This window comes from Methylobacterium sp. 1A (assembly GCF_058072805.1).
Genome location: NZ_JBYQVE010000002.1, coordinates 821,431 through 845,838, shown reverse-complemented (window position 1 = coordinate 845,838; position 24,408 = coordinate 821,431). Strand labels below are relative to the sequence as shown.

Annotated in this window: 24 protein-coding genes; 13 read left to right on the top strand and 11 right to left on the bottom strand. The window is 71.3% G+C overall.

The window, feature by feature from the left end; translation table 11 throughout:
• Positions 1 to 477 precede the first annotated feature (477 nt).
• Positions 478 to 699 carry a DUF6894 family protein gene (locus tag ACX9MN_RS24280; RefSeq protein WP_447681938.1) on the top strand — a complete coding sequence of 74 codons (222 nt, stop codon included), beginning with the start codon at positions 478 to 480 and terminating at the stop codon, positions 697 to 699.
• Between the two features lie 20 nt (positions 700 to 719).
• On the opposite strand, the gene ACX9MN_RS24275 is transcribed toward ACX9MN_RS24280, so the two are convergent.
• Positions 720 to 1,796 (bottom strand): acyltransferase family protein, encoded by a 1,077-nt coding sequence (locus ACX9MN_RS24275; RefSeq protein ID WP_447699949.1) that lies wholly within the window; start codon positions 1,794 to 1,796, stop codon positions 720 to 722.
• Between the two features lie 174 nt (positions 1,797 to 1,970).
• On the bottom strand, positions 1,971 to 2,123 hold the full coding sequence (locus ACX9MN_RS24270) for a hypothetical protein (RefSeq protein WP_020091203.1): 153 nt from the start codon (positions 2,121 to 2,123) through the stop codon (positions 1,971 to 1,973).
• A 211-nt stretch (positions 2,124 to 2,334) separates the two neighbouring features.
• On the opposite strand from ACX9MN_RS24270, the gene ACX9MN_RS24265 reads away from it, so the two are divergent.
• The 3 genes from ACX9MN_RS24265 (at position 2,335) to ACX9MN_RS24255 (ending at position 4,718) form a co-directional block, all read left to right on the top strand.
• Positions 2,335 to 3,072, top strand: a complete 738-nt coding sequence (locus ACX9MN_RS24265) for a sugar transferase (protein WP_083916189.1) — start codon at positions 2,335 to 2,337, stop codon at positions 3,070 to 3,072.
• Between the two features lie 54 nt (positions 3,073 to 3,126).
• Complete coding sequence (locus ACX9MN_RS24260; RefSeq protein WP_020091201.1) at positions 3,127 to 3,357, top strand: hypothetical protein; 231 nt, start codon at positions 3,127 to 3,129, stop codon at positions 3,355 to 3,357.
• A gap of 417 nt (positions 3,358 to 3,774) precedes the next feature.
• Positions 3,775 to 4,718, top strand: a protein-coding gene (locus tag ACX9MN_RS24255; RefSeq protein ID WP_100250497.1) for an IS630 family transposase whose coding sequence is annotated in 2 segments (ribosomal slippage) — positions 3,775 to 4,111 and positions 4,111 to 4,718 — 945 coding nt in all. Because the reading frame shifts where the segments join, the coding sequence is not laid out codon by codon here.
• Positions 4,719 to 4,730: 12 nt separating this feature from the next.
• Here the strand turns inward: ACX9MN_RS24255 and ACX9MN_RS24250 are convergent.
• Positions 4,731 to 5,588, bottom strand: coding sequence for a glycoside hydrolase family 16 protein (locus ACX9MN_RS24250; RefSeq protein ID WP_489725660.1), 858 nt, complete (start codon positions 5,586 to 5,588; stop codon positions 4,731 to 4,733).
• Between the two features lie 206 nt (positions 5,589 to 5,794).
• Between ACX9MN_RS24250 and ACX9MN_RS24245 the strand changes: the two genes are divergently transcribed.
• The gene (locus tag ACX9MN_RS24245) at positions 5,795 to 6,820 is read left to right on the top strand and encodes a glycosyltransferase family 2 protein (RefSeq protein WP_489725659.1); all 1,026 of its coding nucleotides are present in this window, start codon (positions 5,795 to 5,797) and stop codon (positions 6,818 to 6,820) included.
• A 31-nt stretch (positions 6,821 to 6,851) separates the two neighbouring features.
• On the opposite strand, the gene ACX9MN_RS24240 is transcribed toward ACX9MN_RS24245, so the two are convergent.
• The 4 genes from ACX9MN_RS24240 to ACX9MN_RS24225 all read right to left on the bottom strand — a co-directional run bounded on the left by ACX9MN_RS24240 (position 6,852) and on the right by ACX9MN_RS24225 (position 8,505).
• Positions 6,852 to 7,160 carry a hypothetical protein gene (locus tag ACX9MN_RS24240; protein WP_244534870.1) on the bottom strand — a complete coding sequence of 103 codons (309 nt, stop codon included), beginning with the start codon at positions 7,158 to 7,160 and terminating at the stop codon, positions 6,852 to 6,854.
• Positions 7,161 to 7,332: 172 nt separating this feature from the next.
• Positions 7,333 to 7,638, bottom strand: a complete 306-nt coding sequence (locus tag ACX9MN_RS24235; protein ID WP_489725658.1) for a hypothetical protein — start codon at positions 7,636 to 7,638, stop codon at positions 7,333 to 7,335.
• A 317-nt stretch (positions 7,639 to 7,955) separates the two neighbouring features.
• On the bottom strand, positions 7,956 to 8,183 hold the full coding sequence (locus tag ACX9MN_RS24230; RefSeq protein WP_489725657.1) for a hypothetical protein: 228 nt from the start codon (positions 8,181 to 8,183) through the stop codon (positions 7,956 to 7,958).
• 100 nt (positions 8,184 to 8,283) lie between these two features.
• On the bottom strand, positions 8,284 to 8,505 hold the full coding sequence (locus ACX9MN_RS24225) for a DUF6894 family protein (protein WP_020091195.1): 222 nt from the start codon (positions 8,503 to 8,505) through the stop codon (positions 8,284 to 8,286).
• A gap of 406 nt (positions 8,506 to 8,911) precedes the next feature.
• Here ACX9MN_RS24225 and ACX9MN_RS24220 point away from each other — a divergent pair, with 406 nt between their 5' ends.
• Entirely contained in the window at positions 8,912 to 10,297 is a 1,386-nt protein-coding gene (locus ACX9MN_RS24220; protein ID WP_091675708.1) for a UDP-glucose dehydrogenase family protein, read from the top strand.
• 369 nt (positions 10,298 to 10,666) lie between these two features.
• On the opposite strand, the gene ACX9MN_RS24215 is transcribed toward ACX9MN_RS24220, so the two are convergent.
• The 4 genes from ACX9MN_RS24215 to ACX9MN_RS24200 form a co-directional block, all read right to left on the bottom strand.
• The gene (locus ACX9MN_RS24215; protein ID WP_020091193.1) at positions 10,667 to 11,494 is read right to left on the bottom strand and encodes a LuxR C-terminal-related transcriptional regulator; all 828 of its coding nucleotides are present in this window, start codon (positions 11,492 to 11,494) and stop codon (positions 10,667 to 10,669) included.
• Positions 11,495 to 12,279: 785 nt separating this feature from the next.
• Positions 12,280 to 13,518 (bottom strand): glycosyltransferase, encoded by a 1,239-nt coding sequence (locus ACX9MN_RS24210; RefSeq protein ID WP_427508508.1) that lies wholly within the window; start codon positions 13,516 to 13,518, stop codon positions 12,280 to 12,282.
• Positions 13,515 to 15,887 (bottom strand): GumC family protein, encoded by a 2,373-nt coding sequence (locus ACX9MN_RS24205; protein WP_489725656.1) that lies wholly within the window; start codon positions 15,885 to 15,887, stop codon positions 13,515 to 13,517. The genes ACX9MN_RS24210 and ACX9MN_RS24205 overlap by 4 nt, the downstream gene beginning before the upstream one ends.
• Before the next feature lie 98 nt (positions 15,888 to 15,985).
• Positions 15,986 to 17,275, bottom strand: a complete 1,290-nt coding sequence (locus tag ACX9MN_RS24200; RefSeq protein WP_091980308.1) for a polysaccharide biosynthesis/export family protein — start codon at positions 17,273 to 17,275, stop codon at positions 15,986 to 15,988.
• 354 nt (positions 17,276 to 17,629) lie between these two features.
• On the opposite strand from ACX9MN_RS24200, the gene ACX9MN_RS24195 reads away from it, so the two are divergent.
• From ACX9MN_RS24195 to ACX9MN_RS24165, 7 genes are read left to right on the top strand one after another with little or no spacing between them, the layout of a single operon-like run.
• Positions 17,630 to 18,178 (top strand): acyltransferase, encoded by a 549-nt coding sequence (locus ACX9MN_RS24195; RefSeq protein WP_026604627.1) that lies wholly within the window; start codon positions 17,630 to 17,632, stop codon positions 18,176 to 18,178.
• 13 nt (positions 18,179 to 18,191) lie between these two features.
• Positions 18,192 to 19,220 (top strand): Gfo/Idh/MocA family protein, encoded by a 1,029-nt coding sequence (locus ACX9MN_RS24190; protein ID WP_020091188.1) that lies wholly within the window; start codon positions 18,192 to 18,194, stop codon positions 19,218 to 19,220.
• Entirely contained in the window at positions 19,217 to 20,332 is a 1,116-nt protein-coding gene (locus ACX9MN_RS24185) for a DegT/DnrJ/EryC1/StrS family aminotransferase (RefSeq protein WP_020091187.1), read from the top strand. Before ACX9MN_RS24190 ends, ACX9MN_RS24185 begins: the two co-directional genes overlap by 4 nt.
• Complete coding sequence (locus ACX9MN_RS24180) at positions 20,316 to 21,347, top strand: NAD-dependent epimerase/dehydratase family protein (protein ID WP_020091186.1); 1,032 nt, start codon at positions 20,316 to 20,318, stop codon at positions 21,345 to 21,347. Before ACX9MN_RS24185 ends, ACX9MN_RS24180 begins: the two co-directional genes overlap by 17 nt.
• Positions 21,344 to 22,480, top strand: a complete 1,137-nt coding sequence (locus tag ACX9MN_RS24175; RefSeq protein ID WP_056524965.1) for a DegT/DnrJ/EryC1/StrS family aminotransferase — start codon at positions 21,344 to 21,346, stop codon at positions 22,478 to 22,480. The genes ACX9MN_RS24180 and ACX9MN_RS24175 overlap by 4 nt, the downstream gene beginning before the upstream one ends.
• Positions 22,477 to 23,277, top strand: a complete 801-nt coding sequence (locus ACX9MN_RS24170) for a polysaccharide deacetylase family protein (protein ID WP_489725655.1) — start codon at positions 22,477 to 22,479, stop codon at positions 23,275 to 23,277. The genes ACX9MN_RS24175 and ACX9MN_RS24170 overlap by 4 nt, the downstream gene beginning before the upstream one ends.
• Positions 23,274 to 24,242 carry a glycosyltransferase family 2 protein gene (locus ACX9MN_RS24165; protein ID WP_489725654.1) on the top strand — a complete coding sequence of 323 codons (969 nt, stop codon included), beginning with the start codon at positions 23,274 to 23,276 and terminating at the stop codon, positions 24,240 to 24,242. The genes ACX9MN_RS24170 and ACX9MN_RS24165 overlap by 4 nt, the downstream gene beginning before the upstream one ends.
• The last annotated feature ends 166 nt before the right edge of the window (positions 24,243 to 24,408 follow it).

Below are 24,408 nucleotides of genomic sequence, written 5' to 3'. Positions count from 1 at the left end.
GGCGCGCACGACGCTCAAAGGGCGTAGGGCGGCCGCCATCCCCTCCCATTGCGGGGGATGGCCCCGACGGCCGGAACAGGTCAGTGCGTGTCGGGGGCTGTGTCGCCCGCGGGGCGGGAATTCCGGACGCTGAGGCCCTTCGCCAGAATCGTCCGGACGTGGGCGCGCAATTTTTGTTTTCTCTCCGCCGAGGCAGGAGAATCTTTTTTGAGGCTCGAATCGCCGGAGGCTGCCATGTCGAACGCCCCTGAGGCCCGTCACCGCGCGCCGCCATCGCCGAAGCGGCCGCAAGGGTGATCGGCGATACCTATAATGGATTATTTGGCTGGAATCTCGACATTATTGCAACGCAACCAACGAAAACAGTTTTGATGTTTGTTAAGGTTTATGTCTCCTACTGAGCATTGTCGGACGTGGGCGAACTACGTAGGTAGTATCCGAGGGCCCTCCCGAGGGCGAAAATCAGGGAGGAGATGAGTGCCCAGTCGCTTCTATTTCGACATCGAGAACGGCGAGGAGACGATCCGCGACGCGCAGGGCGTGGAAGCCGCGGACGTGGCCGAGGCGCTCGCGGAGGCCCGCAGCGTGATCGACGAAATGGCGGGTGAACTGGAGGTCGCGGGACCGGCCGGCGCGTGGACGCTTGTCGTGCGCGACGCCACCGGCGCGGAGGTCGGCCGGGTGCCGATCAAGGGCTGAGCCGGGGACGCGCGAGCGGATTACGGGCCGACCAGCGCGGAGGCGCCGACTCGCCGGCGCGGGGCCCGCAGCAGCCGGCGTGCGGGCCGCTCCAGGAGCCGCCACGACAGTTCGGCCAGCAGCAGCGTCAGCATCAGGTCGAGCGCCATGGAGACCGAGCGCGGTCCGGCGACGTCGAGGCCGACGAGGGCCAGCACGCGCTCCGCGTGGAGCGGCACGTGGAACAGGTAGGCGGCGTAGCTGATCACGCCGATCCGGCGCAGCCACGGGATCTCCAGGAGGGCGACCGCGCGGCCCTCCCACGCCTCGACCACCTGCAGTAGCAGCAGCGCCGCCAGGACGCCGCTGAGGCGGCCGAGAACGAGCCACCAGCCGGTCGGCGCGATCAGGAGCGGCAGGGCCACGAACAGGGCCAGCACGCCGGCCAGGGCGGCGTCGCGGGCGAGCCAGGCCGGGAGCGGCCGGGTGCGCAGGCCGGCGAGGCCGCCCAGCGCGATCAGTCCGACATTGGCCAGGGTGTCGACGTCGAAGCACCGCGGCGCGGCGCCCGCCCGCCACAGGGCACCGTGCGCCAGGACGCTGATCCCGACCAGGAGCCAGCACAGCGTGCCGAGGTGGCGCCGCGGCAGGAACAGGGCCGCCGGCGCGAACAGCAGGTAGAATTGCTGCTCGACCGCGAGGCTCCAGAGATGGCCGAGCTCGGTGCCCCAGCCGTTCAGCTCGATGTAGATGTTGGTGACGTAGAACCACGTCGCGAGCTTGAACGCGTCGTTGCCGAGACTGGCCGGGTCGCCGGGCCGGACCGTGTAGAGCACGAACAGGAAGACGTAGTAGACCGGCACGATCCGGGCGACTCGATTCCGGTAGAACAGCCCGAGGCTGCCGAGCGGGGTCGACGCGCCCGCCTCCACGGCCGTGCGGGCCGCGGCGAGGATCCGGACGATCAGGAAGCCGCTCAGGACGAAGAACAGCCACACGCCGGCCGTGCCGAGGGCCTCGGTCCTCGGGCTCGGCGCCTTGTGGCTGACGAAGACCATCAGGAACGCCAGGGCCCGCAGGCCGTCGAACCCGTTGATGCGGCGCTCTGAAGGGGCCACGGCGCGTCCTGTCCGGTGATCGACTGCGCCGCGCCGGGGCAGAACGCGCCCGCGCGGCCGGGTCCGGCCGGGAGGGCCGGGCAGCCCGGTTTAGACCGGCCCCCGCGCGGGGGCCCTTACCTCGATCGGCGGACGGGACCTCCCCGAAAGCGGTCCCGCCGCCCGGTAGGGCCGTCAGCGGCGGCGGATGAGCAGGACGACGAGGCCGACGGCGACGGCCGCCCCGGCCTGGGCGGCCAGCAGCGCGAGCAGGAACCCCTTCGGTAGAACAACCGCGAAACCGATCGCTCCTCCAATCAGTGCAGCGAACACCAGCACGACCAGCAACGCCTTACCTCCATTGATGGATCGGCGGCCGTCTTGTTGCCGAACCGGTCGTGGGCCCAGTGTTGTCGCAAGGGTTCCGCCTGCGATCGACGCCCCTTCGGACCGGCCGAGCGCCGCCGAAGCCGGCTGCGGCGAGGCTGGCCGAACCGGCCGGCTGCGCACGTCGCTCCGCAAGTTCCGATCCCGTCTCACCCCGAGTCAAGGAGCCGACATGTTGCGCCCGGCTGGGACCCCGACGCCGATCGAGTCGTCGACGCCGCAGGATATGGTCGAGACGCTGAACGAGGCGTTGGTCAAGACATTGCCGGCCCCGCGGCAGGCCGGCCCCGGCCTCCGGGCGAGCTGGGCGATGAAGCGCCTCCTCGACGCGACCATCGCGCTGACGGCGCTCTTCCTGCTTCTGCCCCTGCTGCTGTTCATCGCCCTGCTGATCTGGGGCAGCGACGGCCGGTCGCCGATCTTCCGACACAAGCGCCTCGGCCGGCACGGGCGCCCCTTCGGATGCCTGAAGTTCCGGTCCATGGTCGCGGACGGCGACGCGGTGCTGGCGCGGCATTTCGCCGAGAATCCCGATGCCCGGGCGGAGTGGGAGGCGTCCTTCAAGCTCACCCACGATCCCCGCGTCACGGCGCTGGGCCATGTCCTGCGCAAGACGTCCCTCGACGAGCTGCCGCAGCTCTGGAACGTGCTGCGCGGCGAGATGAGCCTCGTGGGGCCGCGGCCGATCGTCCAGGCCGAGGTCGTGCGCTACGGCGCCGACTTCACCGCCTGCTTCTCCGTTCCGCCGGGCCTGACCGGCCTCTGGCAGGTCTCCGGGCGCAGCGACACGGGCTACGCCGAGCGCGTCGCCCTCGATTGCGCCTATGCCAGCCAGTGGAGCCTCCGCCGCGACCTCGCCATCCTGCTCAAGACGGTTCCGGCCGTGCTGAGCCAGCGCGGCAGCCGCTAGGGCCATGACCGGTCGGCCGCGCCGCGCCCGCCGCGCCCGCCGCGGAGCGCGCCGATGAAGGGCATGATGCTCAACGCCCTGCTGGGCGTGATGCTGGGCCGCTTCGGCTCGGTCTGGCGGCTGCTGGTCTTCGTCCCGATCGTCGCGGCCGAGGTCGGCTACGGCCTCCTCGTCTACAACCTGAGCGCCGGCGCGTGCCTGCGGCGCGGGACGGCGCTGCTGGTCTGCGGGCAACTGGCCTTCCTGCTCGGCGCCCTGCTGCGGCCCATCGCCAACGAGCGGTGAGCCGTCCGGGCCCGGTGCGGCCCGGCGCGGCGAAGCGGACACGTCAGGCCGGATCCTCCTCGGCGGCCGGCGCCTGAAGGCAGAGCCGCCAGAACTCCACGAAGCCGGCGGCGTACGCGGCGATGACGAGGCTCGACCAATGCATCGCGTGGCTCCGGGCGCGTTCGAGGGCCCAGCCTGCCGCGGAGACGTTAAGATTTAGCCCGGCCCGGTGTCGGGTCCGGTGTCGGGTCCGGTTCCAGGGTCCGGAGCCCGGTGCGGTGTCATGTGTGGTCCGATGCCCGGGGCGGTCGCCGGTGCGGCGTCCGCCCGCCGGTGCGGCTAGAGCGTTTTCGGTTTGGGCTGAGTCGGCTTGGTGGGGTTCACGCGGCGCTGGGAGGCTGATTCACTCAGGCCGGTCGACAGCCGGAGTGATGCATGGGCCGCCCCTACAGCTTGGACCTGCGCGAGCGGGTGGTGACCGCGGCTGCGGCGACCTCGCGCCGTCAGGCGGCCGCCCGCTTCGGGGTCGGCCAAGCAACCGCGATCCGCTGGATGGCGGCGCTCGCCGCGACTGGGACGGTGGCCGCCCGGCCGCAGGGGCGTGCCCGCCGCTCCAAGCTCGACCCGTACGAGACGTTCCTGCGTACGCTGATCGACGAGACGGTCGACATCACCCTGGAGGAGATGCGCGCCCGGTTGCAGGACGAGCATGGCCTCACCGTCGGGCTCGGCACGTTGTGGGCCTTCCTCGACGCGCGCGACCTGACGTACAAAAAAAGACGGCCCACGCCGCAGAGCAGGATCGGCCGGACGTGAAGGCCGCCCGGGAAGCGTGGTTCGAGAGCCAGCCCGATCTCGACCCGGACCGGCTGGTGTTCCTCGACGAGACGTGGACCGCCACCAACATGGCCCGCACCCGCGGGCGCTGTCCCCGCGGCCAGCGGCTGCGCTCCCCCGTCCCGCACGGTCATTGGAAGACCACGACCCTGGTGGCGGGCCTGCGCCTGTCCGGGATCGCCGCGCCGTTCGTGCTCGACGGGCCGATCAACCGCGACGCCTTCCAAGTCTACGTCGATCAGGTCCTGGTGCCCGAACTCGCACCCGGGGACATCGTGATCATGGACAATCTCGGCAGCCACAAAGGCCCGGCCGTGCGCGCGGCGATCGAGGCGGCGGGCGCGCGGCTCCTGTTCCTCCCGCCCTACTCGCCGGACTTCAATCCGATCGAGATGGCGTTCTCGAAGTTGAAGGCGGGGCTGCGCAAGGCCGCGGCGCGCACGCGCGAAGGGCTCTGGACCACAATCGGGCGGCTCGTCGATGCCGTTACGCCCGACGAGGCCGCAAACTTCTTCGTCGCGGCAGGATACGACCCCGATTAAACCGAAACCGCTCTAGCGGCAGACGATCGATTCCTTGAAGCCGCACGGATCGCCCATCCGGGTGAACGCGACCCGCTCGAACAGCGCGGTGACCGGCTGTCCCGAATACTCCGTCGGTCCGAGCCACGACGCGAAGTCCGGGCCCTGTCCCGACCAGACGCTGAGCATGATCTTGCTCGGATGGGAGGGAAGCGGCCGGTCGGGCGTGCCGACGACCTCGCGCAGCAGGCGTCCGTTGACGTACCAGCGCAGGCGGTCGGGCAGCCACTCGAAGGCGTAGTCCGCGGTGGTGGTCGCGGCGTCGAAGCCGAGGGCGTCGAGGCTGACGTGCTCGCCGACGCCGCCGACGAAGTAGTTGAGCTGGACCTTGCTCGTGTCCTTGCCGAGCCACTCGAAGTCGATCTCGTCGTTCGTCCGCCGGTCGCCGTTCTCGGGGCCGTTATAGGTGAAGAATGCCGAGACCATGCCGGACCCGGTGCCGGCCCGCATCCGGACCTCGTAGGTGCCGTAGCCGTAGCGCTCGCGGGTCTGGATCTCGGCGCAGCTGAAGGGGCGCTCCTTGTAGGTGATGTCCGTCAGGGACAGCGAGAGTTCGCCGGGCGTCGCGATCCGGGCGCGGTGCTTCGACCACGTGCAGCCCTGCCAGTCGCCGTTGACCCAGCCGTCCGAGACGTACCAGCGGCGTTCGTTCAGGGTGCTGAACAGCTCCACGAAGGATGCGCCGCCCTGGGCAGCCTGGGCCGCGGCGGGAGAGGCGGACTGGGCCGCGGCCGGCGGCGTGGCGGTCTCGCCCGCGCTCGCCGGGTAGGCCTGCAGGAGAAGCGTCGCCGCCACGCAGAGGCGGCGGCCCGGGCCGGACCAGATCGTCATGCGCACGTCCTCAAACCAGTCGCCGCAGGATCGCGGCGGCGCGCATCGTAGCGGCGGGGGCGGCTCCGGCCGGGGATCATTCGGACGATCCGGCCCGGGGCCGGCCCACTCCTTTCGGACGATCTCGCGCGCCGCGCCGGGATCGCCCTACCGTGCCGGCGGACCGGCCGCGGTGCGGACCGGCCGGAGAGTCGCGGAGTCGTCCGGTGCGCAGCTTAGAGGCCTCGTCCCCCGTCCCGGAGGTCTGCGTCATCATCGCGGCCCGGGACGCCGCGGACACGATCGCGACCGCCGTCGCCTCGGCGCTCCGGCAGCCGGAGGTCGCCGAGGTCATCGTGGTGGACGACGCCTCCGCGGACCCAACGGGCGCGGCCGCCGCGGCGGCCGACGACGGTACCGGCCGCCTGCGGGTTATCCGGCTCACCGAGAATGTCGGGCCGGCCGAGGCCCGGAACCGCGCCATCGCGGCCGCCCGCGCCCCGCTGCTCTGCATCCTCGACGCCGACGACTACTTCCTCGAGGGCCGGCTCGGCCGGCTCCTCTCCGCGCCCCGGACCTGGGATCTGATCGCCGACGACATCGTCATGGTCCGCGGCCGCGAGGCTGCTTCCGCCGCCGGCCTCGTCACCGGACCGGGGCGGCCGCAGCGGCTCACCCTCGCGGCCTTCGTGAGCGGCAACATCCCCCGTCCCGGCGCGAGCCGGCGCGAGCTCGGCTTCCTGAAGCCGATCATGCGGCGGGGTTTCCTGGACCGGCAGGGGCTGCGCTACGACGCGCGCCTGCGGCTCGGGGAGGATTACGCCCTCTACGTCGAGGCGCTGGCGGCCGGGGCGGTGTTCGCCGTGACCGCGCCCTGCGGCTATGTCGCGGTCGAGCGCTCGAACTCGCTGAGCGCGCAGCACCGGACGGACGACCTCGGGGCGATGCTGGCCTTCGACGACGCCATGCTGGGCCGGCCAGGTCTCGCCCCGGAGGCGCGGGTGGCCCTCCGGGCCCACCGCGCCGCCACGGCGCGGCGCTGGCAGCACCGGCGCGTCCTCGACCGCCGGCGCGCCCAGGGCTACGCGGCGGCCCTGCGGGAGCTGCTCGGCACGCCCCTGGCGTGGCGCCACATCCTGTCGGTGACCCTGGCGGCCAAGCTCGCGCGCCTCGTGCCCGCGTCCGTGCCGGAGCGGGAGACCGGTCCGCGCCTGCTCCTCGGACCGGAGCGCCGCCTCGAGCCGGCGCGCTGAGCCGGCGCCGGGCCGGGCCGGCAGCGGCGCGTCAGCGGTCGCGCTCCTCCCTGCGCGCCCGCACGGCCGCCACGTCGGACCGGACCTCGTCCAGCGCGCTGCGGACCCGCTCCAGGGCCGTCGAGACCGTCGCGTCCAGGTCCGGATCGACGGCGTCCGGCGCCGTGCCGTGACGGAAGCCGTCCAGCAGGTAGGGCATCATCTTGCCGTGGAGCGCCGTGTAGGCACCGGGACTGGACAACTCGTAGACGACCGCGAGAGCGTGATAGGCTCGGACGAGAACCTCGAGCGCGACATCCGCGCTGCGCGCCCCCCGATCGCAATCATCGTTGCCCATCATCGTGCTTGATAATTTATTGCTGCCCCGTCCGCCGGGTAACATGCCCACTTAAGACTGTCGACGTCGGGAGCCATTGCAATCTTCGATCCCCTATGGCGCGGGGCCGTTTATCCGCGCGCCATGGCTCGACTGCAACAGTCACTGAATAGCGGGGGGCAATTCAAGGTCTCGTCTAGCCGCGGAGCTGCCGTGTCGGCCGGATCATTGTGGCGATCTTGGTCTCGACCTCGACCAAAACGCTGTTCACAAGGTGAAGGGCGCCGTCAACTGTACCGGTTGTCAGGCTCTCGTCGCGGCTCGTCTCCTGGATGATGCGGAAATTGTCCTCGACGAACGCGCGGATCTTCTGCTGAACGTCGACGAACTCTCCGGGATGGGCCGTCTCGTAGAGGAGCGCCAGGGCCAGGTAGGCGCGCCCCACCATGTCCAGCGCCAGGGTCGTGCTGACCTCAGAATCTCCGGCGTCCGGGGGCGACACGACGACTGAATTTCCTGTCGGATGTTAGTAATTTACACTATCACGGACTTTATTTGGCGCCAACCGCGCCGATGATCGGTGATGTGGATTCCGCATTGATTCCCGTCGACCGTGGGCCGGTCCCCGGCGGGGCGGTCGGTGCCCGGTCGGAGCGCCGACACGACGCGCGCGGGCGCTGCGCCCGCCAGCAATCCTCGCCACAGTGATCAACGGACCGCCGGCAGGCCGGTCCGGGTGAGCCCGGCTCGGGTGGTGAGACGCGTCCCGTCGCGTGCGGCGCGGGCTCCGTGACCGTCCCGGGCCGATCGCGCGCGGCGTTAACGGCCGGCGGTAGCCCGGCGCTCGGCGCGGTCTTGGCCCGGCGCCAGATCCTGCGCGATCCGCAGCTTGAGCGCGAGGATCCGGTTGTGTCGCGCCATCGCGAGGAGCGACTCGGCGGTCCCGACATCGCCGCGCATCCGCAGCGCGTAGGCGGCCAGCGCCATCTGGGCAGCCATCGCGTCCGCCTGGCGGGCGGCGTGCGGGACGTTCTGGGAGAGGGGCATTCCGGATGGCCACGGTTCGAGGGCTCAGCCGATCCTCCGGACGATCCGTTAACGATATCTTAATGGCCGCACCCCCGCGCCGTCCGAGCGGCGCGGGCCGTCACTTCCGGATGGGCAGGCGGCCGACCAGCCAGCCCTCCTCGTTGCGCACGAGGAGGGTCCAGGGCGGCTCCCGGCCGTTTCCCGTAATCTCATCGGCCATCTCGGCGATCACGCTACGCGCCTCGATCAGGGCTTCCTCGAGGCCAGCGGCCTCGACCCCCACGTGGTCGTGGATCGTCTCCTCGGCATTTGCGATCTCGAAGTAGAAACGCGCCGCCAACAGGGTTCTCCTCCGCCGGAACTCTTCGGGGAGTTCAGTTCTATAGACCGGTGTTAGCATCTTAGCCGTTCGCGCTCCCGGACAAAGCGGTCGGGAAAAAGCAGCCTGTCTTTGACAATTCGGGTGATGCGCCGGGAAAATGTTCGCGCGATCGTCGACCGGCGCCGCCGGATCAGCCGAATGGCGTAGCCGCCCGGCCGCCGCCATGGCCGGATGGCGATGTAAGGCGCGGCTCGGGGCGGCCCGGCTGCCGGTTCGGGACGGGCCGCGGCGGGGTCTGGCCGGTCGGGCCGAATCGTCGCCGCTACGCCCGATCGGCCGAGCCGCGTACGCCTAAGATATGATGTTGGTGGCCCTGTCGGGCCGCCGTAGACCCGAGCGTCGGTGCGATCGCGGCGAGGATTCCATGAACATCACGATGGTCGGGTCGGGCTATGTCGGTCTGGTCTCTGGCGCGTGCTTTGCGGATTTCGGCCACACGGTCGTGTGCGTCGACAGCAATCGCGGCCGGATCGACGCACTGAACGCCGGTCGGATGCCGATCTACGAGCCGGGCCTCGAGGCCCTGGTCGCCGAGAACGTCCGCCAGGACCGCCTGTCCTTCATCACCGACCTGGAGGCGGCGGTCGGTCAGGCCGACGCGGTCTTCATCGCGGTGGGCACGCCCTCCCGCCGCGGCGACGGCTTCGCCGACCTGAGCTACGTCTACGCGGCCGCCCGCAGCATCGCGCGCGCGCTGCGCGGATTCACGGTGGTGGTGACCAAGTCGACCGTGCCGGTGGGCACGGGCGACGAGGTCGAGCGCATCATCCGCGAGACCAACCCCGAGGCGCAGTTCGCGGTCGTCTCGAACCCCGAGTTCCTGCGCGAGGGCGCGGCCATCGCCGACTTCAAGCGCCCCGACCGCATCGTCGTCGGCACCGACGAGCCGCGGGCCGTGGCGGTCATGGAGCAGATCTACCGCCCGCTCTACCTCAACGCCGCGCCGATCGTCGCGATGAGCCGCCGGACGGCCGAGCTGACCAAGTACGCGGCGAACGCGTTCCTCGCGGCGAAGATCACGTTCATCAACGAGGTGGCGGACCTGTGCGAGGCGGTGGGCGCGGACGTGCAGGCGGTGGCGCGCGGCATCGGCCTGGACAACCGGATCGGGTCGAAGTTCCTGCACGCCGGGCCGGGCTACGGCGGCTCGTGCTTCCCCAAGGACACGCTGGCCCTGGTCAAGACCGCGCAGGACGCGGGCACGCCGCTGCGGCTGGTCGAGACGGTGGTGGCGGTCAACGACCAGCGCAAGCGCGCGATGGCGCGCAAGGTGATCAAGGCCTGCGGCGGGTCGGTGCGGGGCAAGACGATCGCCCTCCTCGGCCTGACCTTCAAGCCGAACACCGACGACATGCGCGACGCGCCCGCGCTGGCGATCGTGGCGGGTCTGCAGGACGCCGGCGCCGTAATCCGCGCCTACGATCCCGAGGGCATGGAGCAGGCGCGCCCGCTCCTGCCCGGCGTCGCCTTCGCGGAGGACGCCTACCACTGTGCCGAGGGCGCAGACGCTCTGGTCCTCGTCACCGAGTGGGACGCGTTCCGGGCCCTCGACCTCGACCGGCTGCGGGCGGCGATGCAGCGGCCGGTCCTCGTGGATCTCCGCAACGTCTACCGGGCCGCCGACGTTCGGGCGCACGGCTTCGCCTACAGCAGCGTGGGCCGGCCTGACGAACCCGGTGACCAGCCCGGCGACGAGTCCGAGATCCCGCCGGCTCTGCCCCCCGCCGACGCCGTCGCCGGGACCGCGTGAGGCGCGGCTGGGCCCGCGGAACGCGGGCCCGTCGTCGCCCGGCGCCGATGAGGGCGGCGGACGGGAGCCCCACCGATCCGCTGGACGATCCCCCGTACGAGCGACCCGGCGCGCGGCCGCTCCGGCCGCGGGGACCGCGCCGGCGCGCGGGGCGAGAGGACGGGGAGGCCGATCCGCGGCGTCGGGACCGGGCCGGTGGCGCCGCGCCGATCCGCCGACCGCTTGGCGGGACGGTCCGACGCGAAACGGGTCCCCTCGCGGGCCGCCCGGGCAGGCGACCCACGAGGAGACCCCGAAGCTCCGTCCGGCCGCGCCGGACCGAATTTCTGCCAGGGCGGCCCCGCCGCGGCGGGGCCGGCGCCCGAGCGATCAGGCCGCCGGGGCCTTCACGCTCGCCAGGCTGGAATCTTCCCGGAGGAAGTACTTGTTGGTCAGGTAGGCGACCTCGGTCCGGTTCTTGGCCTTGAGCTTCTTCATGATGTTGCGGACGTGAACCTTCACGGTGCTCTCGCACATGTTGAGTTCGTACGCGATGATCTTGTTCGGCGTCCCCTTCCGGAGCGCCCGCGCCACGCAGAGCTGCCGCGGCGAGAAGATGTCGTCGTCCCCGGCCTCGACCGGCTCGTCCACCTTGATGTTGGCCAGCAGGGGGAGGAGGCATTCGGCCGGGATGTAGACGCCGCCGGCCTGCACGAGCTGGAGCGCCTGCAGGGCGATGTCCACGGAGGTCGTCGTCGGGATGTAGCCTTTGACGCCGAGCTTGATGATCCGCACGATCTGGTCGAGGTTCTCGCCGTCCGAGATGACGGCCACCGGCGGAGCGCCGGCCTCGCCCTGCAGGAACGCCAGTTCCCGCGTGATCTCGGTCCATTCGGTCTCGGTCAGGTTGCCGTCGGGCCGGCAGAGAACGACCACGCTCGCGGCGACGAACGGCGTCTGCCGCTTCCACGATTCGATGTCCGCGAAGACTTCGAACGACGTCTGCCGGTCGGCCTCGCTGAGCGAGGCGGCGAGGCATCGGCCGACGAGCTGGCGTCGATCGATGATGACGATGCGGCTGGCGCGGCCCCGGGACTGGTCCCGTTGCTCGACGACGACCGGGTTGTCACCGGCATGTGCACCCGAAAAGCCGCGGCGGCTTTCGGCCGTGTCCCGCTCAACGAGGGTGAGCGCGTCTCGAGTACCAAGACTGGCCATAGAAAATTACCTCCTTTCGAAGGAAGCCGAATGTCAGCGATGACGGGATACCCAATGCGCTCGCCGACGGCGTGACACTGAGATACGCGGTGGCGCCGGTCGCCTTGGGGCGATTGCCGATGACCACGGATACAATGCTAGCTTTCGTAAAATCGTCTGTAAATACCCTATTTGAATCTTAACCCTTAAATTGCAGGGCTAAATACAATCATCGCGCACTACGTACGTACATAGTGATTTGTTTGATTGCGCACGACGGTGCTGGTGGAGAGATGCATTCGCAAGATCATTCGCCGTCTGTGGTGGTCCGGTTCAAGATCTTTTCGAATGTAGTCGCTCAGATGTCGGTTTTAAGAATATCGAAACTTTGTCTTATTCGGAATTACTTTTTGCGTGGTCGTATCGGTGGGACTTCGAGGGCAATTCAATGATCTCGGTGCGATGTAGGTATTCGTGACGGGAGTATTCGAGGGATGAGGGCCCGCTGTACCTGACTGAGGCTAAAAGGCAACATGCGTACTCGGTTGTTTACCCTGTTGGGGTCCGAGTACTGATTTCATCGGTGCGGCGCTGTACCAAACGGCACGCTCCGCGGGAGGAGAGGCCGCCCCGCGCGCCGTCCGACGCGACGGGCGAATCACTGGCGGATCCCTGCCGGGATCCGGAATCGCCGCGGCGGCGATCGAGAGCGCTCTCCGCCGAAGTGGATACCGGTGCGGCGTGAGAGAGCGCGTCAAGACAAAGGATTAGAGCCGTGCCCGATCGCAACGCGATCGGGCACGGCTCTAGTCCAGCCGGACCAGGAGATCCCGCATGCCGCCGACATCGACGAACGTGCCGAGGTCGCGGCCGAGCAGGCCGGCATGTCGCTCCGCGTAGGCCTCCGGCGTGAGCGTCCGCAGGAACGCCGTCACCGAATCGGCGAGCGGCTCGGGAAACGCCCAGCCCAGGCGCTCCGACACCGCGTAGCGTCCGGTCGCCGTCGCGGCGCGCGCCAGCGTCAGGGCGCCGCACAGGCCGCCCTCGTAGAGCCGGTTCGGCAGTAGCCAGTCCGAATTCAGTCCATCATCGAGGTAATCGACGGCCCAACTGAAGTGGATCCCGCTGTAGATCTCCGGAAGGTCGCGGGGATTGGCGTAGGGGCCGCGGAACGACATGTTCGGCCGGCCGTCCAGCGTGTCCGCGAGGGCGCGCGGGGCGATGTCCTCCTCGGAGAGGCGCCCGGCCAGGACGATCCGCACCGAGTCGCCGAGGGCGTCCGCGATGGCGGCGAGGATCGTCAGGCTCCGGCGGCAGCGCAGCGTCCCGAACCAGCCGATCACCCAGGGCGGTTCCGCCGTCCGGGTGCGGTCGAGCCGGGTCGTCACCTCGCCGAGGCGGTGGCCCATGACCTTGTTCTCGAGGAGGTGCCACGCGCCGGCGAAGCCCTGGACCGGCCGGAAATACCGGTCGATGAAATCCGGGGCACTGACGACGAGGAGGTCGCTGCGGCCGAGGATCCAGCGCTCGACGGCGCGGGCGATCCGTCCCGGCGCGTCCGGCCGCACCATCAGACGCTGGATGTCCAGCACCTCGTAGACGAGGCGCGCGCGGCTCCCGGCGAGGCGCGCGGCGGTCCAGGCCACGAGGGCCATGTCGAGGTTGCGCACGTAGATCACGTCCGCCGCGCGCAGGTCGCGCCGGCGGCGCAGCGCCCGGGCGATGCCGACGGCGAGGCGCGGCAGGCGGCGGGCGTAGTTGCGGTCGACGGTCAGGCCGAGGGGGACGATGTCGTCGGCCACCGGGGCCTCGGCCGGCACCGCGCCGGGGCGGTCCCGCTCGAAGGCGTACACGATGACCGACCACCCGGCGTCCCGGATGGCGTCGACCCGCTTCCGGACCGTGGGCTCGGCCCGGTCGTGCCCGAAGAAGGCGACGCGGCGGCCGCGCGGGGTCGCGGAAACCGCGAAGGCCGGGGTCGGGGCGGCCCGGGCCGGCACGAAGGCCGCCACCCGGTCGAGACCTTCGGCGCGCGGGCCGGTCACGAGGCCGCCTGGGTCGCGCCGCGGGCGCTGCGCCGGGCCGCGGTCCAGCGGCTCAGCGCGCCGCGGAATCCGCCGCGCCGGACCGTCTGGCCGTCGTTGGTCTTGTTGAGCACGACGCCCAGGACGGTGCTGCCGCTCGACTCGAGATCGTGCACGGCGGCGGCGACGTCGTCGATGCTGGTCCGGCCCGCCTCCACCACGATGATCAGGCCGTCGAGCGTGTCGAGGAGCGGCCGGAGCGTGGGGAGCTCGTCCACCGGGGGCAGGTCGACGACGACGCGGTCGAGGGCGGGGCGGTCGAGGGCGGGGCGTCCGTCCCCCAGCACCGCGGCGACGCCCTCCGGGGTCATCAGATCGCTGAAATGGGGATCGTTCGGGTGGCGGTTGCCGCAGGCGAGCAGGCGGACCTCGCCGGGCTGGGGGCGGACCGCCTCGGTGGCGCCGCAGCGGCCGGCGAGCACGTCGAGGAGTCCGCGCTGCTCGGTGGCCTGGCTGAGCCGCGAGAGCGTCCCCTGCCGGACGTCGGCGTCGATCATCAGCACCCGCCCGGAGCTCGCGCGGGCGCGGGCGAGGAGCTGGCCGAGATTGCTCGCGAACAGGGTCTTGCCCGCGCCGGCCCCCACGGACGTGACGCCGATCGCGAAGACCGGGCCGCGGCGGTCGCTGCCCAGGACGTGGGCCTTGAGGCTGTGCAGGCGCTCGACGAACACCGATTGCGGCATGAACCGCACGGCGCTCGCCCGGAACGCCTCGATGCTGGCCGGACGCTGTGCCTCGTTGGCGTGGGCCTGCGCCAGGGCCAGCGCCGCCCGGAAGCCGGGCTCGCGCCGCAGCTCGGGGAGGGCGGCGAGGCAGGTCAGGCCGTGTCCGGTCAGCTGCCGGGGCGTGCGGATCGTCCGGTCGAACCAGTGCCGCGCGAAGGCGCCGCTCACGCCGAACCCGGTGCCGACCAGGAGGCCGAGCAGCATGATCAGGCTGCCGCGGGGCGCGCTCGGGGATTCCGGCACGGTCGCGGGCGTGATCACGTGGGCGGAGGGCTGCGGATAGGATTGCTGGTTGACGGCGTCGATGTAGCGCTGGAGCAGGTTGGTGTAGATCTGGTCGTAGGTCTCGGCGGTGCGGTCGAGCTCCCGCGCCTTGACGCGGGCGTTGCTCATGATCAGCGTCTTCGAGATCAGGGCGTCGAAGGCCGCCGTCATGCTGTCCTCGCGCGCCTTGGCGACCTCGAAATCGTGGTCGAGGGACACGGCGAGGCGCTCGAGCTCGGTGCGCAGCGACTGCTTGGCCGCCAGGATGTCCCGCTGGATCGCCTGGACCGCCTCGTGGTCGGGGCCGAGGCGGCGCTTCAGGTCGTCGGCGCGCTGCACGAGGTCGACGTACTGCCGGCGCAGCTGGATGATGACGCTGTCCTTGAAGGCCTCGGTGATCCCGGGATCGGCGATGTCGGAATCGAGGAGCCCGCGGATCTGGTCGCGCACCGCGCGGGCGTCGACGGTCTTGGACCGGGCTGCGGCCACCGCGGTGTTGAGCTCCTCGACCTGCTGCTCGCCCACGAGGCCGCGCTTGCCCAGGTCGATGATGGTGTGCTCGGCCTTGTAGGTCTGGGCCTCGCGCGAGGCCTGGCTGGCGCGCTGCTGGAGTTCCTTCAGGCGCGGCAGCATCCACTCGCCGGCGACCTTCCAGACCTGGGCCCGGTTCTCCAGCTCGGTGCTGACATAGGCCCCGGCCACCGCGTTCGCGACGGCGGCCGCCGTGGCGGGATTATCCGCGCTGTAGCCGACCTCGATCACGTAGGCGGCGCCGATGCGGCTGGCCTCGACGTTCTCGCGCAGCGTTCGCGCCTGGCGCAGGTCCGGGCTGACGGGGGCGGGTTCCTGGACCGGCCGCTCGGCCCCGATCAGCCGGAGGGGGAGCGCCTTGGCGGCCTTCACGAACTCCCGGACCTTCGCGACGAGCGGGTGCGTCGGCGCCGCCAGATCCTTCAGGGCCGACTCGTCGAGCCGGTGCACGGCGGCGAGCGCGATCTTCTCCGAGCGGATGTACTCGACCTGGCTCTCGACCTCGGCGATCTCGAGCGGCGTCCCGGCATTGGGCGTGTCGCGGGCCGTCACCGGGCTGGAGCGGCTCTCGATGTAGACGCGGGCCCGGGCCGTGAAGATGGCCGGCGCCGTCGCGACGTAGATCCCGGCGCAGACCAGCCCGACGGCCGCGAAGGCCAGGATCGACCGCCAGTTCTGCCGCGCGATGGTCAGGATCGAGACCTGGGACTCCGTCTCGGGCGAGAAGGACTGGCCGCGCCAGGCTCCGGTCCCACCGGGGCGGGTCGCACCGATCGGCAGGAAGGACGCGCTGGTCGAGTGTCGGTTCATGGATCTCTCCTCACCGCGGCGGTCACCGCCTCGGGGCGCTATCCGTCAAAGGGGACGCCGGCTCGGCCCGATGGGCGCGTCGAGCCGGGGCGGGTGGGTCAGTTCTGGCCGGCCCCGTCGCCGACGCCCCGCATGGCGGGATCCGGCTTGAGCGCGATCTCCACGACGTCGCCCGGCAGGAGTTCCGTGTCCTCGGCGGCGTCGATCTGCGTCTTGGCCGGTCCGCTCTGCCGGAAGACCGCGATCGCCGCCTGCGCGCGGCTTCCGGACAGGAGCTGCGCCCGGAGGGCGCCGGTATAGACCAGCTTGTCGTTGATGCTGTTCAGGCGCGACCGGTACGTCGCCAGGTTGTTCTCCGCGACCTGGAGCTTCTCCAGGGCGTCCATGGCCTGCACGTCGTCGACCCGCTCGAGCTTGCGGGCGACGTCGCTCTTGTCGCGCTCGAGCTGGGTGAGCTGGACCGTCGTCTGCAGCGCGCGGGTCGAGGAGAGCAGGACGGCGCGCCGCGCGTCGGTCAGCCGGGTCGTGACCACGGCGCCGCGCTGGAAGAGCGCCCGCACGGTGTCGTAATCCTCGGCGTCGGCGGTGACGCCCTCCTTCTCCTTGACCTGCTGATCGCTGAGGCTGGTGAACTGCGTCTGCGTCCGGTTGAGGGAGCGCTGCAGATGGTCCTTCTCCTTGGCGATGTCGGTCATCTGCACCCGGAGCTGCTGCTCGGCGAGCTTCTGCGCCGGGGTCGCGCGGCTGCCCGGGGCGACGTCCGCCGGCGGCGGGGACTTGTCGCCCCGCGACGCGGCGACGACCGCCTTCAGGCGCCAGATCGTGGCGGATTCCCGCTGGATGCTCGCCCAGGTGCTGTCGTACTCGGCGCGCAGGTTCGCCGTCTCGACGACGGGGTTCTCCATCCTGAACCGCAGGAGGTTGTAGCCGCCCGCCAGGGCGATGGCCTGCCGCACGGTCATGCCCGGATGGAACGGGTGCTCGCCCTGCTTAGTCACGTCGCCGCTCAGGTAGACCGGCTGGTACTTCGAGATCCGCACCCCGATCTCGTCGGGCTCGAGCACGGCGATCGATTCCTTGCCCTCGGAGTTGCGCTGCCGCACCGCCTTGGCGGGCAGCGACTTCTGCAGGCTCTGGCGCAGCTCCGCGACGGTGAGCCCGGCGGCCGGCACGTCCCCGAGCAGCGGGACCATGACGGTGCCGTCGGTGGAGACCGTCGCCTCCTGCTTGAAGGTCGGGATGCTGAGGGCCGTGACCTCGATCGTGTCGCCGGGCCCGATGCGGTACTCCGCGGCCGCCGGCAGCGCCGACACGGCGAGCAGGCACGCCGCGAGACCGGCGCGGCCGGCGCGGGCGGTGGCGCGGGTTGCCGCGGTCTTCGTCGACATCTTCGACACGCATCGTCCCCTTAAGGCTCGCCCTCGGAACCCGGGCGCGGCGGTCGAGCGGCAGGACCGCGCCGGCCTCACGGGCTCATGAGGGCTGAGACGGCATGATGCGTAACGGCCGAGCCAGCCGGGACTCCTCCAAATGGCGGGCGCGCGCATCCATGCCGGGGCGGGGGCTTCGCCTTTCGACGTAGGCCCCCTGACCCGAACGGTGTGCCGGCGCCGTGGGGCGCCACCCCGGACGGGCGCCGTTCGCCTTTCGACGGACGAACCGCATCGAAAGCCTGGGTTCCCGGCCGTCCGCAGCTCTGTGCAGTTTTGACGCACAGAAGTTCGGCGGAAGGAGCGGCGGGTATGCCGATTACCGATGCAGATATTGGGGCGGATGTGGGGATCTTCTACCCGGATCTAGTCAATATTTATGGATGTCGAATCGAAAGCGGTTCGCGCATCGGCCCCTTCGTGGAGATCCAGCGCGGCAGCCGGATCGGCCCGCGCTGCAAGATCTCCTCGCACAGCTTCATCTGCGCGGGCGTCTCGATCGGGGCCGAGGTGTTCGTCGGCCACGGGGTGGTCTTCACCAACGAGCTCTACCCGGAGGCCACCAACGCGGACGGGAGCCTGAAGCGGGACGGCGAGTGGGAGCTCGTCGAGACCGTGGTCGAGGCCCGCGCCTCCATCGGCTCCAACGCCACCATCGTGGCGGGGATCACCATCGGCGAGGGCGCCCTGGTCGGCGCCGGTGCCGTCGTCACCCGGGACGTCCCGGCCTTCGCCATCGTTGCCGGATGCCCCGCGCGGGTCGTCGGCGACACCCGCACCAAGCGCGCCGAGAGCGCCGCGCGCGCCCGTTCCGTCCAGTCGCCGCGGCCCGAGCCGGCCGAGCCTCTGCAGGTTGCTTGAGGGGAATGCAGTCATGATCTCGATCGGTATCGTCGGATACGGCTACTGGGGGCCGAACCTCGCCCGGTGCACCTCGGAGAGCGAGCGCTGCCAGCTGGTGGCCATCGCCGACCAGTCGCCCGCCGCGCTCGGCCGGGCCGGCAAGCGCTACCCCGCCGTCCAGCTCCATCAGGACTGGCGCGACCTCGTGGCCGATCCCGCGATCGACGCCGTCATGGTGGCGACGCCGGTGAGCTCGCACTTCGAGATCGCCATCAACGCGCTGCGGGCCGGCAAGCACGTCTTCATCGAGAAGCCGATCACGCCCTCGGCCTTCGAGGCCCGGCTGCTGATCGAGGAGGCGGCCAAGCGCAACCTGCGGCTGATGGTGGACCACACCTTCGTCTACACGGGCGCGGTCGAGAAGATCCACGAACTCATCACGACCGACGCCATCGGCGACGTGTTCTACTACGACTCGACCCGGGTGAACCTCGGCCTGTTCCAGCGCGACGTGAACGTGATCTGGGACCTGGCGGTCCACGACCTCGCCATCCTCGACCACATCCTGGACCTCGCCCCGGTGGCGATCTCGGCGAGCGGCACCGGCCATTTCAGCGGCCGCCCCGAGAACATGGCCCACCTGACCGTCTTCTACCCGCGCGGCGTCGTCGCGCAGATCAACGTCAACTGGCTCGCGCCCGTGAAGGTGCGGCAGACGCTGATCGGCGGCAGCAAGAAGATGATCGTCTACAACGACCTCGACCCGATCGAGAAGGTCAAGGTCTACGACCGCGGCGTCACGGTCGGCGGCGGCTCGGACGACATCACCGAGCTGATGGTCTCCTACCGGACCGGCGACATGTGGTCGCCGCATCTGTCCTTCCGCGAGGCGCTGATCGTCGAGATCGAGCACTTCGCCGACTCCATCGAGAACGGCACCGCGCCCATGACCGACGGCCACAGCGGCCTGCGCGTCGTCGAGATGCTCGAAGCCGCCATGCGCTCCCTGCGCCAGAACGGCACCCCCATCGACCTCATGCCACTTGCGAGGGCCTCGTGATCCCCTTCCTCGACCTCAAGGCGCAGTACGCGGCGATCGGCGGCGACGTCGAGACCGCGGTCCTCAACGTCCTGCGCAGCGGCGACTTCGTCCTCGGCCCGGCGGTCAGCGCCTTCGAGGCGGCCTTCGCCGAAGCCTGCGGCGCCCGCCACGCGGTCGCCGTCAGCAGCGGCACCGCGGCCCTGCACCTCGCCCTCCTCGCCCTCGACATCGGTCCGGGCGACGAGGTGATCACGGTCTCGTCGACCTTCGTGGCGACGGTGGCGGCGGTGCTGTACGCCGGCGCCACTCCGGTCCTCGTCGACATCGATCCGGTCGACTGGACCATGGACCCGGCCCTGGTCGAGGCGGCGATCACGCCCCGCACCAAGGCGATCCTGCCGGTGCACCTGCACGGCCGGATGGCCGATCTCGACGCGCTCGGCGCCATCGCCCGGCGCCACGGGATCGCCCTCGTCGAGGACGCCGCCCAGGCGCATCTCGCCGAGCGCGGCGGCCGCAAGGCCGGCACGATCGGGGATCTCGGCTGCTTCAGCTTCTATCCCGGCAAGAATCTCGGGGCCTACGGCGAGGGCGGCGCCATCGTCACGGACCGGGACGACCTCGCCGAGGCGGCCCGCTGCCTGCGCGACTGGGGCCAGCAGGGCAAGTACAACCACGTCCGCCACGGCTTCAACCTGCGCATGGACGGCGTCCAGGGCGCGGTGCTGGGGGTCAAGCTCCCGCACTTGGAGGGCTGGACCCGCGCCCGCCAGGCGGTGGCGGCGGAGTACGGGGCGCGGCTCGCGGGCCTCGGCCTGGAGCTTCCGGCCCCCGCCGGCCTCGACCACGTGTTCCACGTCTACGCCGTGTCGACGGCGGACCGCGAGGGGCTGCGCCAGTACCTCAACGCGGCCGGCATCGCCACCGGCATCCACTACCCCGTCCCGGTCCACCGGCAGCCCGCCTACAGCCACCTCGACGACGGTGCCGGCCGCCTGCCGGTCACCGAGCGGCTGGCCGCCCGGACCCTGTCCCTCCCGATGTTCCCCGAGATGACGTCCGCGCAGATCGACACCGTCTGCCGGGCCGTCGCCAGCTACTGCGAGGTCGCCGATGCCCAAGCTGCGTGAGGTCACCAAGGGAAGCCGGTTCAGCGGCGACCTGCGCGGGACCCGGATCCTGGTCACGGGCGGATCGGGCTTCATCGGCTCCCACATCATCGACCTGCTGGTCGAGGCCGGCTGCGACGAGATCGTGGCCATCGACAACATGATCCGCGGCCGCCCCGAGAACCTCGGGGACGCCCTCGGCTCCGGCCGCGTCCGCCTCGTCCAGGGCGACATCCGCGACCGCGCCCTGATGGACACGCTGGTCAAGGGCACCGACGTGGTGTTCCACCAAGCGGCCCTGCGGATCACGCAGTGCGCCGCGGAGCCGCGCCACGCCTTCGAGGTGATGGCCGCCGCGACCTTCAACCTGCTCGAGAGCTGCGTCGAGGCCGGCGTCGCCAAGGTGGTGATGGCCTCCTCGGCCTCGGTCTACGGGATGGCGGAGGTCTTCCCGACGACCGAGAAGCACCACCCCTACGACAACAGGACCCTGTACGGCGCCGCCAAGTCCTTCGGCGAGGGCCTCCTGCGCTCGTTCAACGACATGCACGGGCTCGACTACGTGGCGCTCCGGTACTTCAACGCCTACGGCCCGCGGATGGACCTGACCGGCCGCTACACCGAGGTCATGGTCCGCTGGATGCAGCGCCTGGCCGAGGGCCAGTCGCCGATCGTGTTCGGCGACGGCCTGCAGACCATGGACCTCGTCCATGTCCGCGACATCGCCCGGGCCAACATCCTGTCGGCGATCTCGCCCGCCACCGACGTGGTGCTCAACGTCGGCACCGGCGTCGAGACCTCGCTGGTCGACCTCGCCGGCCACCTCACCCGGATCATGGGCCGGGACGGCACGCCGCTGGTCCACGAGGCCGAGCGGGCCGTGAACCCGGTGCCCCGGCGCCTCTGCGACACGAGCCTCGCCAAGGAGCTGATCGGCTTCGAGGCGAAGATCGGGGCGGCCGAGGGCCTCGCCGACCTCGTCGCCTGGTGGCAGGACGAGTCCCGCTCGGAACACCTGCGGCGGGCGCTCGCATGATCCCGATCGCCAAGCCCGAAGTCGGCGCCCCCGAGGCCGAGGCCGCCGCCGCCGTCGTCCGCTCCGGATGGCTGACCCAGGGGCCGCAGGTCGCGGCCTTCGAGACGGAGTTCGCCGCGATCGTCGGCGCGCCCCACGCCTGCGCGGTCTCGAACTGCACCACCGCGCTGCATCTCGCCCTGCTCGCCGTCGGGGTCGGCCCCGGCGACGAGGTGGTGACGGTGAGCCACAGCTTCATCGCAACCGCCAACGCCATCGCCCAGTGCGGGGCGACGCCGATCTTCGTCGACATCGACCCGGCGACCTACAACATGGCCCCGGACGCCGCCGCGGCGGCGATCACCGGGAAGACGAAGGCGATCGTCTGCGTCCACCAGATGGGCATGCCCTGCGACCTGGAGGCGATCGCCGCGATCGGGCGCCGCTCCGGCATCCCGGTGATCGAGGACGCGGCCTGCGCCATCGGCTCCGAGCGGCTCCAGGGCGACGTCTGGCGGCCGATCGGCAGCCCGGCGGGCGACATCGCCTGCTTCTCGTTCCACCCGCGCAAGGTGCTGACCACCGGCGACGGCGGCATGATCACCACCGCCAACGCCGCGTGGGACCGGACCTTCCGGCTGCTGCGCCAGCACGGGATGAGCGTCTCCGACATCGCCCGCCACGGCAGCGCCAAGGTGGTGGTCGAGGCGTACTCCATCGCGGGCTTCAACTACCGGATGACGGACGTGCAGGCGGCCATCGGCCGGGAGCAGCTGAAGCGGCTGCCCGACCTGATCGCCCGGCGCCGCAACCTCGCCGACGGCTACCGCGCGCGGCTCGCCGATCTCCCCGGGGTGACGCCGCCGCCCGAGCCGATGGGGCTGCGCAGCAACTGGCAGAGCTACTGCGTCCGCCTCCCGGACGACGCGGACCAGCAGGCGGTCATGCAGGCGATGCTCGACCGGGGCATCGCCACCCGCCGGGGCATCATGTGCGCGCATCTGGAGCCGCCCTACGCGGAGGCGCCGCGGCGGTTCGCGCTGCCCGAATCCGAGCGGGCGCGCGACCACGCGATCCTGCTGCCGCTCTACGCGGCGATGACGGAGGCGGAGCAGGACCAGGTCGTCGACGGCCTGCGCGACGCCCTGCGATGATCCCCGCACCGGTCAAGAGCCTCGCCCGGACGGTCGGCCTGACGCGCCCGCGCGTCGCCGCCGCCCGGATGGCCTGCGAGCGCACGACGCTCGCCCTCGCCCGGATCCGGCGCCCGGCGCCGGGGGGCCGCATCCTCTGCTACCACTCGGTGGGCCAGTCGGAATGCGGCGTCAACGACGTCTCTCCCGCGCGCTTCCGCTACCAGCTCGAGCGCGCCCTCAGCCTCGGCTACCGCTTCGTGCCGGCGGCCACGATCGCCGACGGGCGCGGCGGCGCGCGGGACCTCGCCATCACCTTCGACGACGGCTGGCGCAGCGTCCTCAGCGGGGCGGCGCCGGTCCTCAGCGATCTCGGGATCCCCTGGACCCTGTTCGTCGTGTCGGGCTGGCTCGACCGGCCCGAGAGCGCGCCGCCGGGCATCCTGGGCTGGCGCGCCATCGAGGCGCTGGCCGCCAACGGGGTCGAGATCGGCAGCCATTCCGTGACCCACCCGGATTTCGGGCGCCTCAGCGCGGAAGAGGCGGCCGAGGAGCTGGAGGAATCCCGGCGCGCCATCTGGGCCCGCCTCGGCCTCCTGCCCGACTCCTTCGCGATCCCCCTGGGGCAGTCGGCGAACTGGACGCGGGCGGCCGCCCACGCGGCCCGGGAGGCGGGCTACCGGATCGTCTACGCGCAGGCGGTGGAGACCCGTCCCGCCGGAACGGTGGCGCGCAGCTTCGTCACGCAGTTCGACAATGATCTGGTCTTCGGTGCCCTGCTCCGGGGCGCCTACGACGCCTGGGAGGAGTGGGTATGAACCGACCCGCGCGGCGCCGCGTCTCCGTCGTGGTGCCCACCTGCAACCGGCCCGCCTTCCTGCGCGACGCCCTGGCGAGCATCCGCGCGCTGGAAGGCCCTGACCTCGTCTTCGAGATCATCGTCGGCGACAACGGCGCGGCGGGCCCCGCCTCCGAGGTCGCCGCCGCGTTCGGCGCGATCCACGTCCCCGTCGACAGGCCCGGCGCCGGCGCGGCCCGCAATGCCGGCCTGACCCGGGCGAGCGCGCCCTACGTGGCGTTCCTCGACGACGACGACGTCTGGCAGCCGGCGCATATCCGGGAGCATCTGCGCCTGTTCGAGGCCGATCCGGAGCTCGGGGTCGTGTTCGGGCAGATCGTCACCGCCGACCACGACCTCGTGCCGACCTACGGCCCCTGGCCGCCGGATCTTCCGTCCGACAAGGGCGCGCTGCTGCGCCGCATGCTGAGCGGCTACTTCCCGCAGATCGGGGCGACGGTGGTGCGCCGGGCCGTCGTGGACGCGATCGGCCTGTTCGACGAGGCCCTGCTCGGCGATCAGGACTGGGACTGGCAGCTGCGTGCCGTCCGCGGCCACGGCGTCGGCTTCGTCGCCGCGTCCTGCGTGCATTTCCGGCAGCGGCCGGCGGGGACCTTCGACCGCCTGATCGCCCGCCGGATCCACTTCACCCGCCTGGTCTTCCGACGCCACGCGCCGGCGCTCGGCGTCTCGCGTCTCGCGGCCCTGCGGCTCTATTTCGGGACCGTGCAGGGCTACTACGACGCCCTGCTGGACGCCACCGAGGCCCACATGGCCCGCGGCGATCGCCGCGCCGCCGCGGGGGCGTTCCTCACGGCTGTCCGCCTGATGCCGCACCGGGCGATCCGGCAGGCCTTCCGGCCGACGCGCGTGCGCGCGGCCCTGCTGGCGCTGGCCGCCGGGCCGGCCGCGCGGCCGCTGACCGCCGACCCGAAGACGCGCTGAGCCCGACAAGATTGTCGCTGCGCGGCGCGGACCCTCCCGGGGCCCGCGCCGCGGAGCGCGCTCGCGCTGTCCCTGTGGTGTTCGGCGGGCCGCCCAGGATTCCGCGCGGTCCTGGCGTCTGCGCCGCCCCTGCGGCGGCGCGCGGACCTGCGTTACGCAGACCGGT

What these genes read in the sequence shown, in the direction of transcription:
- ACX9MN_RS24250 (WP_489725660.1), bottom strand. Translation starts at nt 5,588, where the DNA reads ATGACGATCTGGTCCGGCCCGGGCCGCCGCCTCTGCGTGGCGGCGACG.
- ACX9MN_RS24195 (WP_026604627.1), top strand. Translation starts at nt 17,630, where the DNA reads ATGCCGATTACCGATGCAGATATTGGGGCGGATGTGGGGATCTTCTAC.
- ACX9MN_RS24215 (WP_020091193.1), bottom strand. Translation starts at nt 11,494, where the DNA reads ATGGCCAGTCTTGGTACTCGAGACGCGCTCACCCTCGTTGAGCGGGAC.
- ACX9MN_RS24260 (WP_020091201.1), top strand. Translation starts at nt 3,127, where the DNA reads ATGAAGGGCATGATGCTCAACGCCCTGCTGGGCGTGATGCTGGGCCGC.
- ACX9MN_RS24205 (WP_489725656.1), bottom strand. Translation starts at nt 15,887, where the DNA reads ATGAACCGACACTCGACCAGCGCGTCCTTCCTGCCGATCGGTGCGACC.
- ACX9MN_RS24175 (WP_056524965.1), top strand. Translation starts at nt 21,344, where the DNA reads ATGATCCCGATCGCCAAGCCCGAAGTCGGCGCCCCCGAGGCCGAGGCC.
- ACX9MN_RS24170 (WP_489725655.1), top strand. Translation starts at nt 22,477, where the DNA reads ATGATCCCCGCACCGGTCAAGAGCCTCGCCCGGACGGTCGGCCTGACG.
- ACX9MN_RS24230 (WP_489725657.1), bottom strand. Translation starts at nt 8,183, where the DNA reads ATGCCCCTCTCCCAGAACGTCCCGCACGCCGCCCGCCAGGCGGACGCG.
- ACX9MN_RS24220 (WP_091675708.1), top strand. Translation starts at nt 8,912, where the DNA reads ATGAACATCACGATGGTCGGGTCGGGCTATGTCGGTCTGGTCTCTGGC.
- ACX9MN_RS24165 (WP_489725654.1), top strand. Translation starts at nt 23,274, where the DNA reads ATGAACCGACCCGCGCGGCGCCGCGTCTCCGTCGTGGTGCCCACCTGC.
- ACX9MN_RS24180 (WP_020091186.1), top strand. Translation starts at nt 20,316, where the DNA reads ATGCCCAAGCTGCGTGAGGTCACCAAGGGAAGCCGGTTCAGCGGCGAC.
- ACX9MN_RS24190 (WP_020091188.1), top strand. Translation starts at nt 18,192, where the DNA reads ATGATCTCGATCGGTATCGTCGGATACGGCTACTGGGGGCCGAACCTC.
- ACX9MN_RS24240 (WP_244534870.1), bottom strand. Translation starts at nt 7,160, where the DNA reads ATGATGGGCAACGATGATTGCGATCGGGGGGCGCGCAGCGCGGATGTC.
- ACX9MN_RS24200 (WP_091980308.1), bottom strand. Translation starts at nt 17,275, where the DNA reads ATGTCGACGAAGACCGCGGCAACCCGCGCCACCGCCCGCGCCGGCCGC.
- ACX9MN_RS24265 (WP_083916189.1), top strand. Translation starts at nt 2,335, where the DNA reads ATGTTGCGCCCGGCTGGGACCCCGACGCCGATCGAGTCGTCGACGCCG.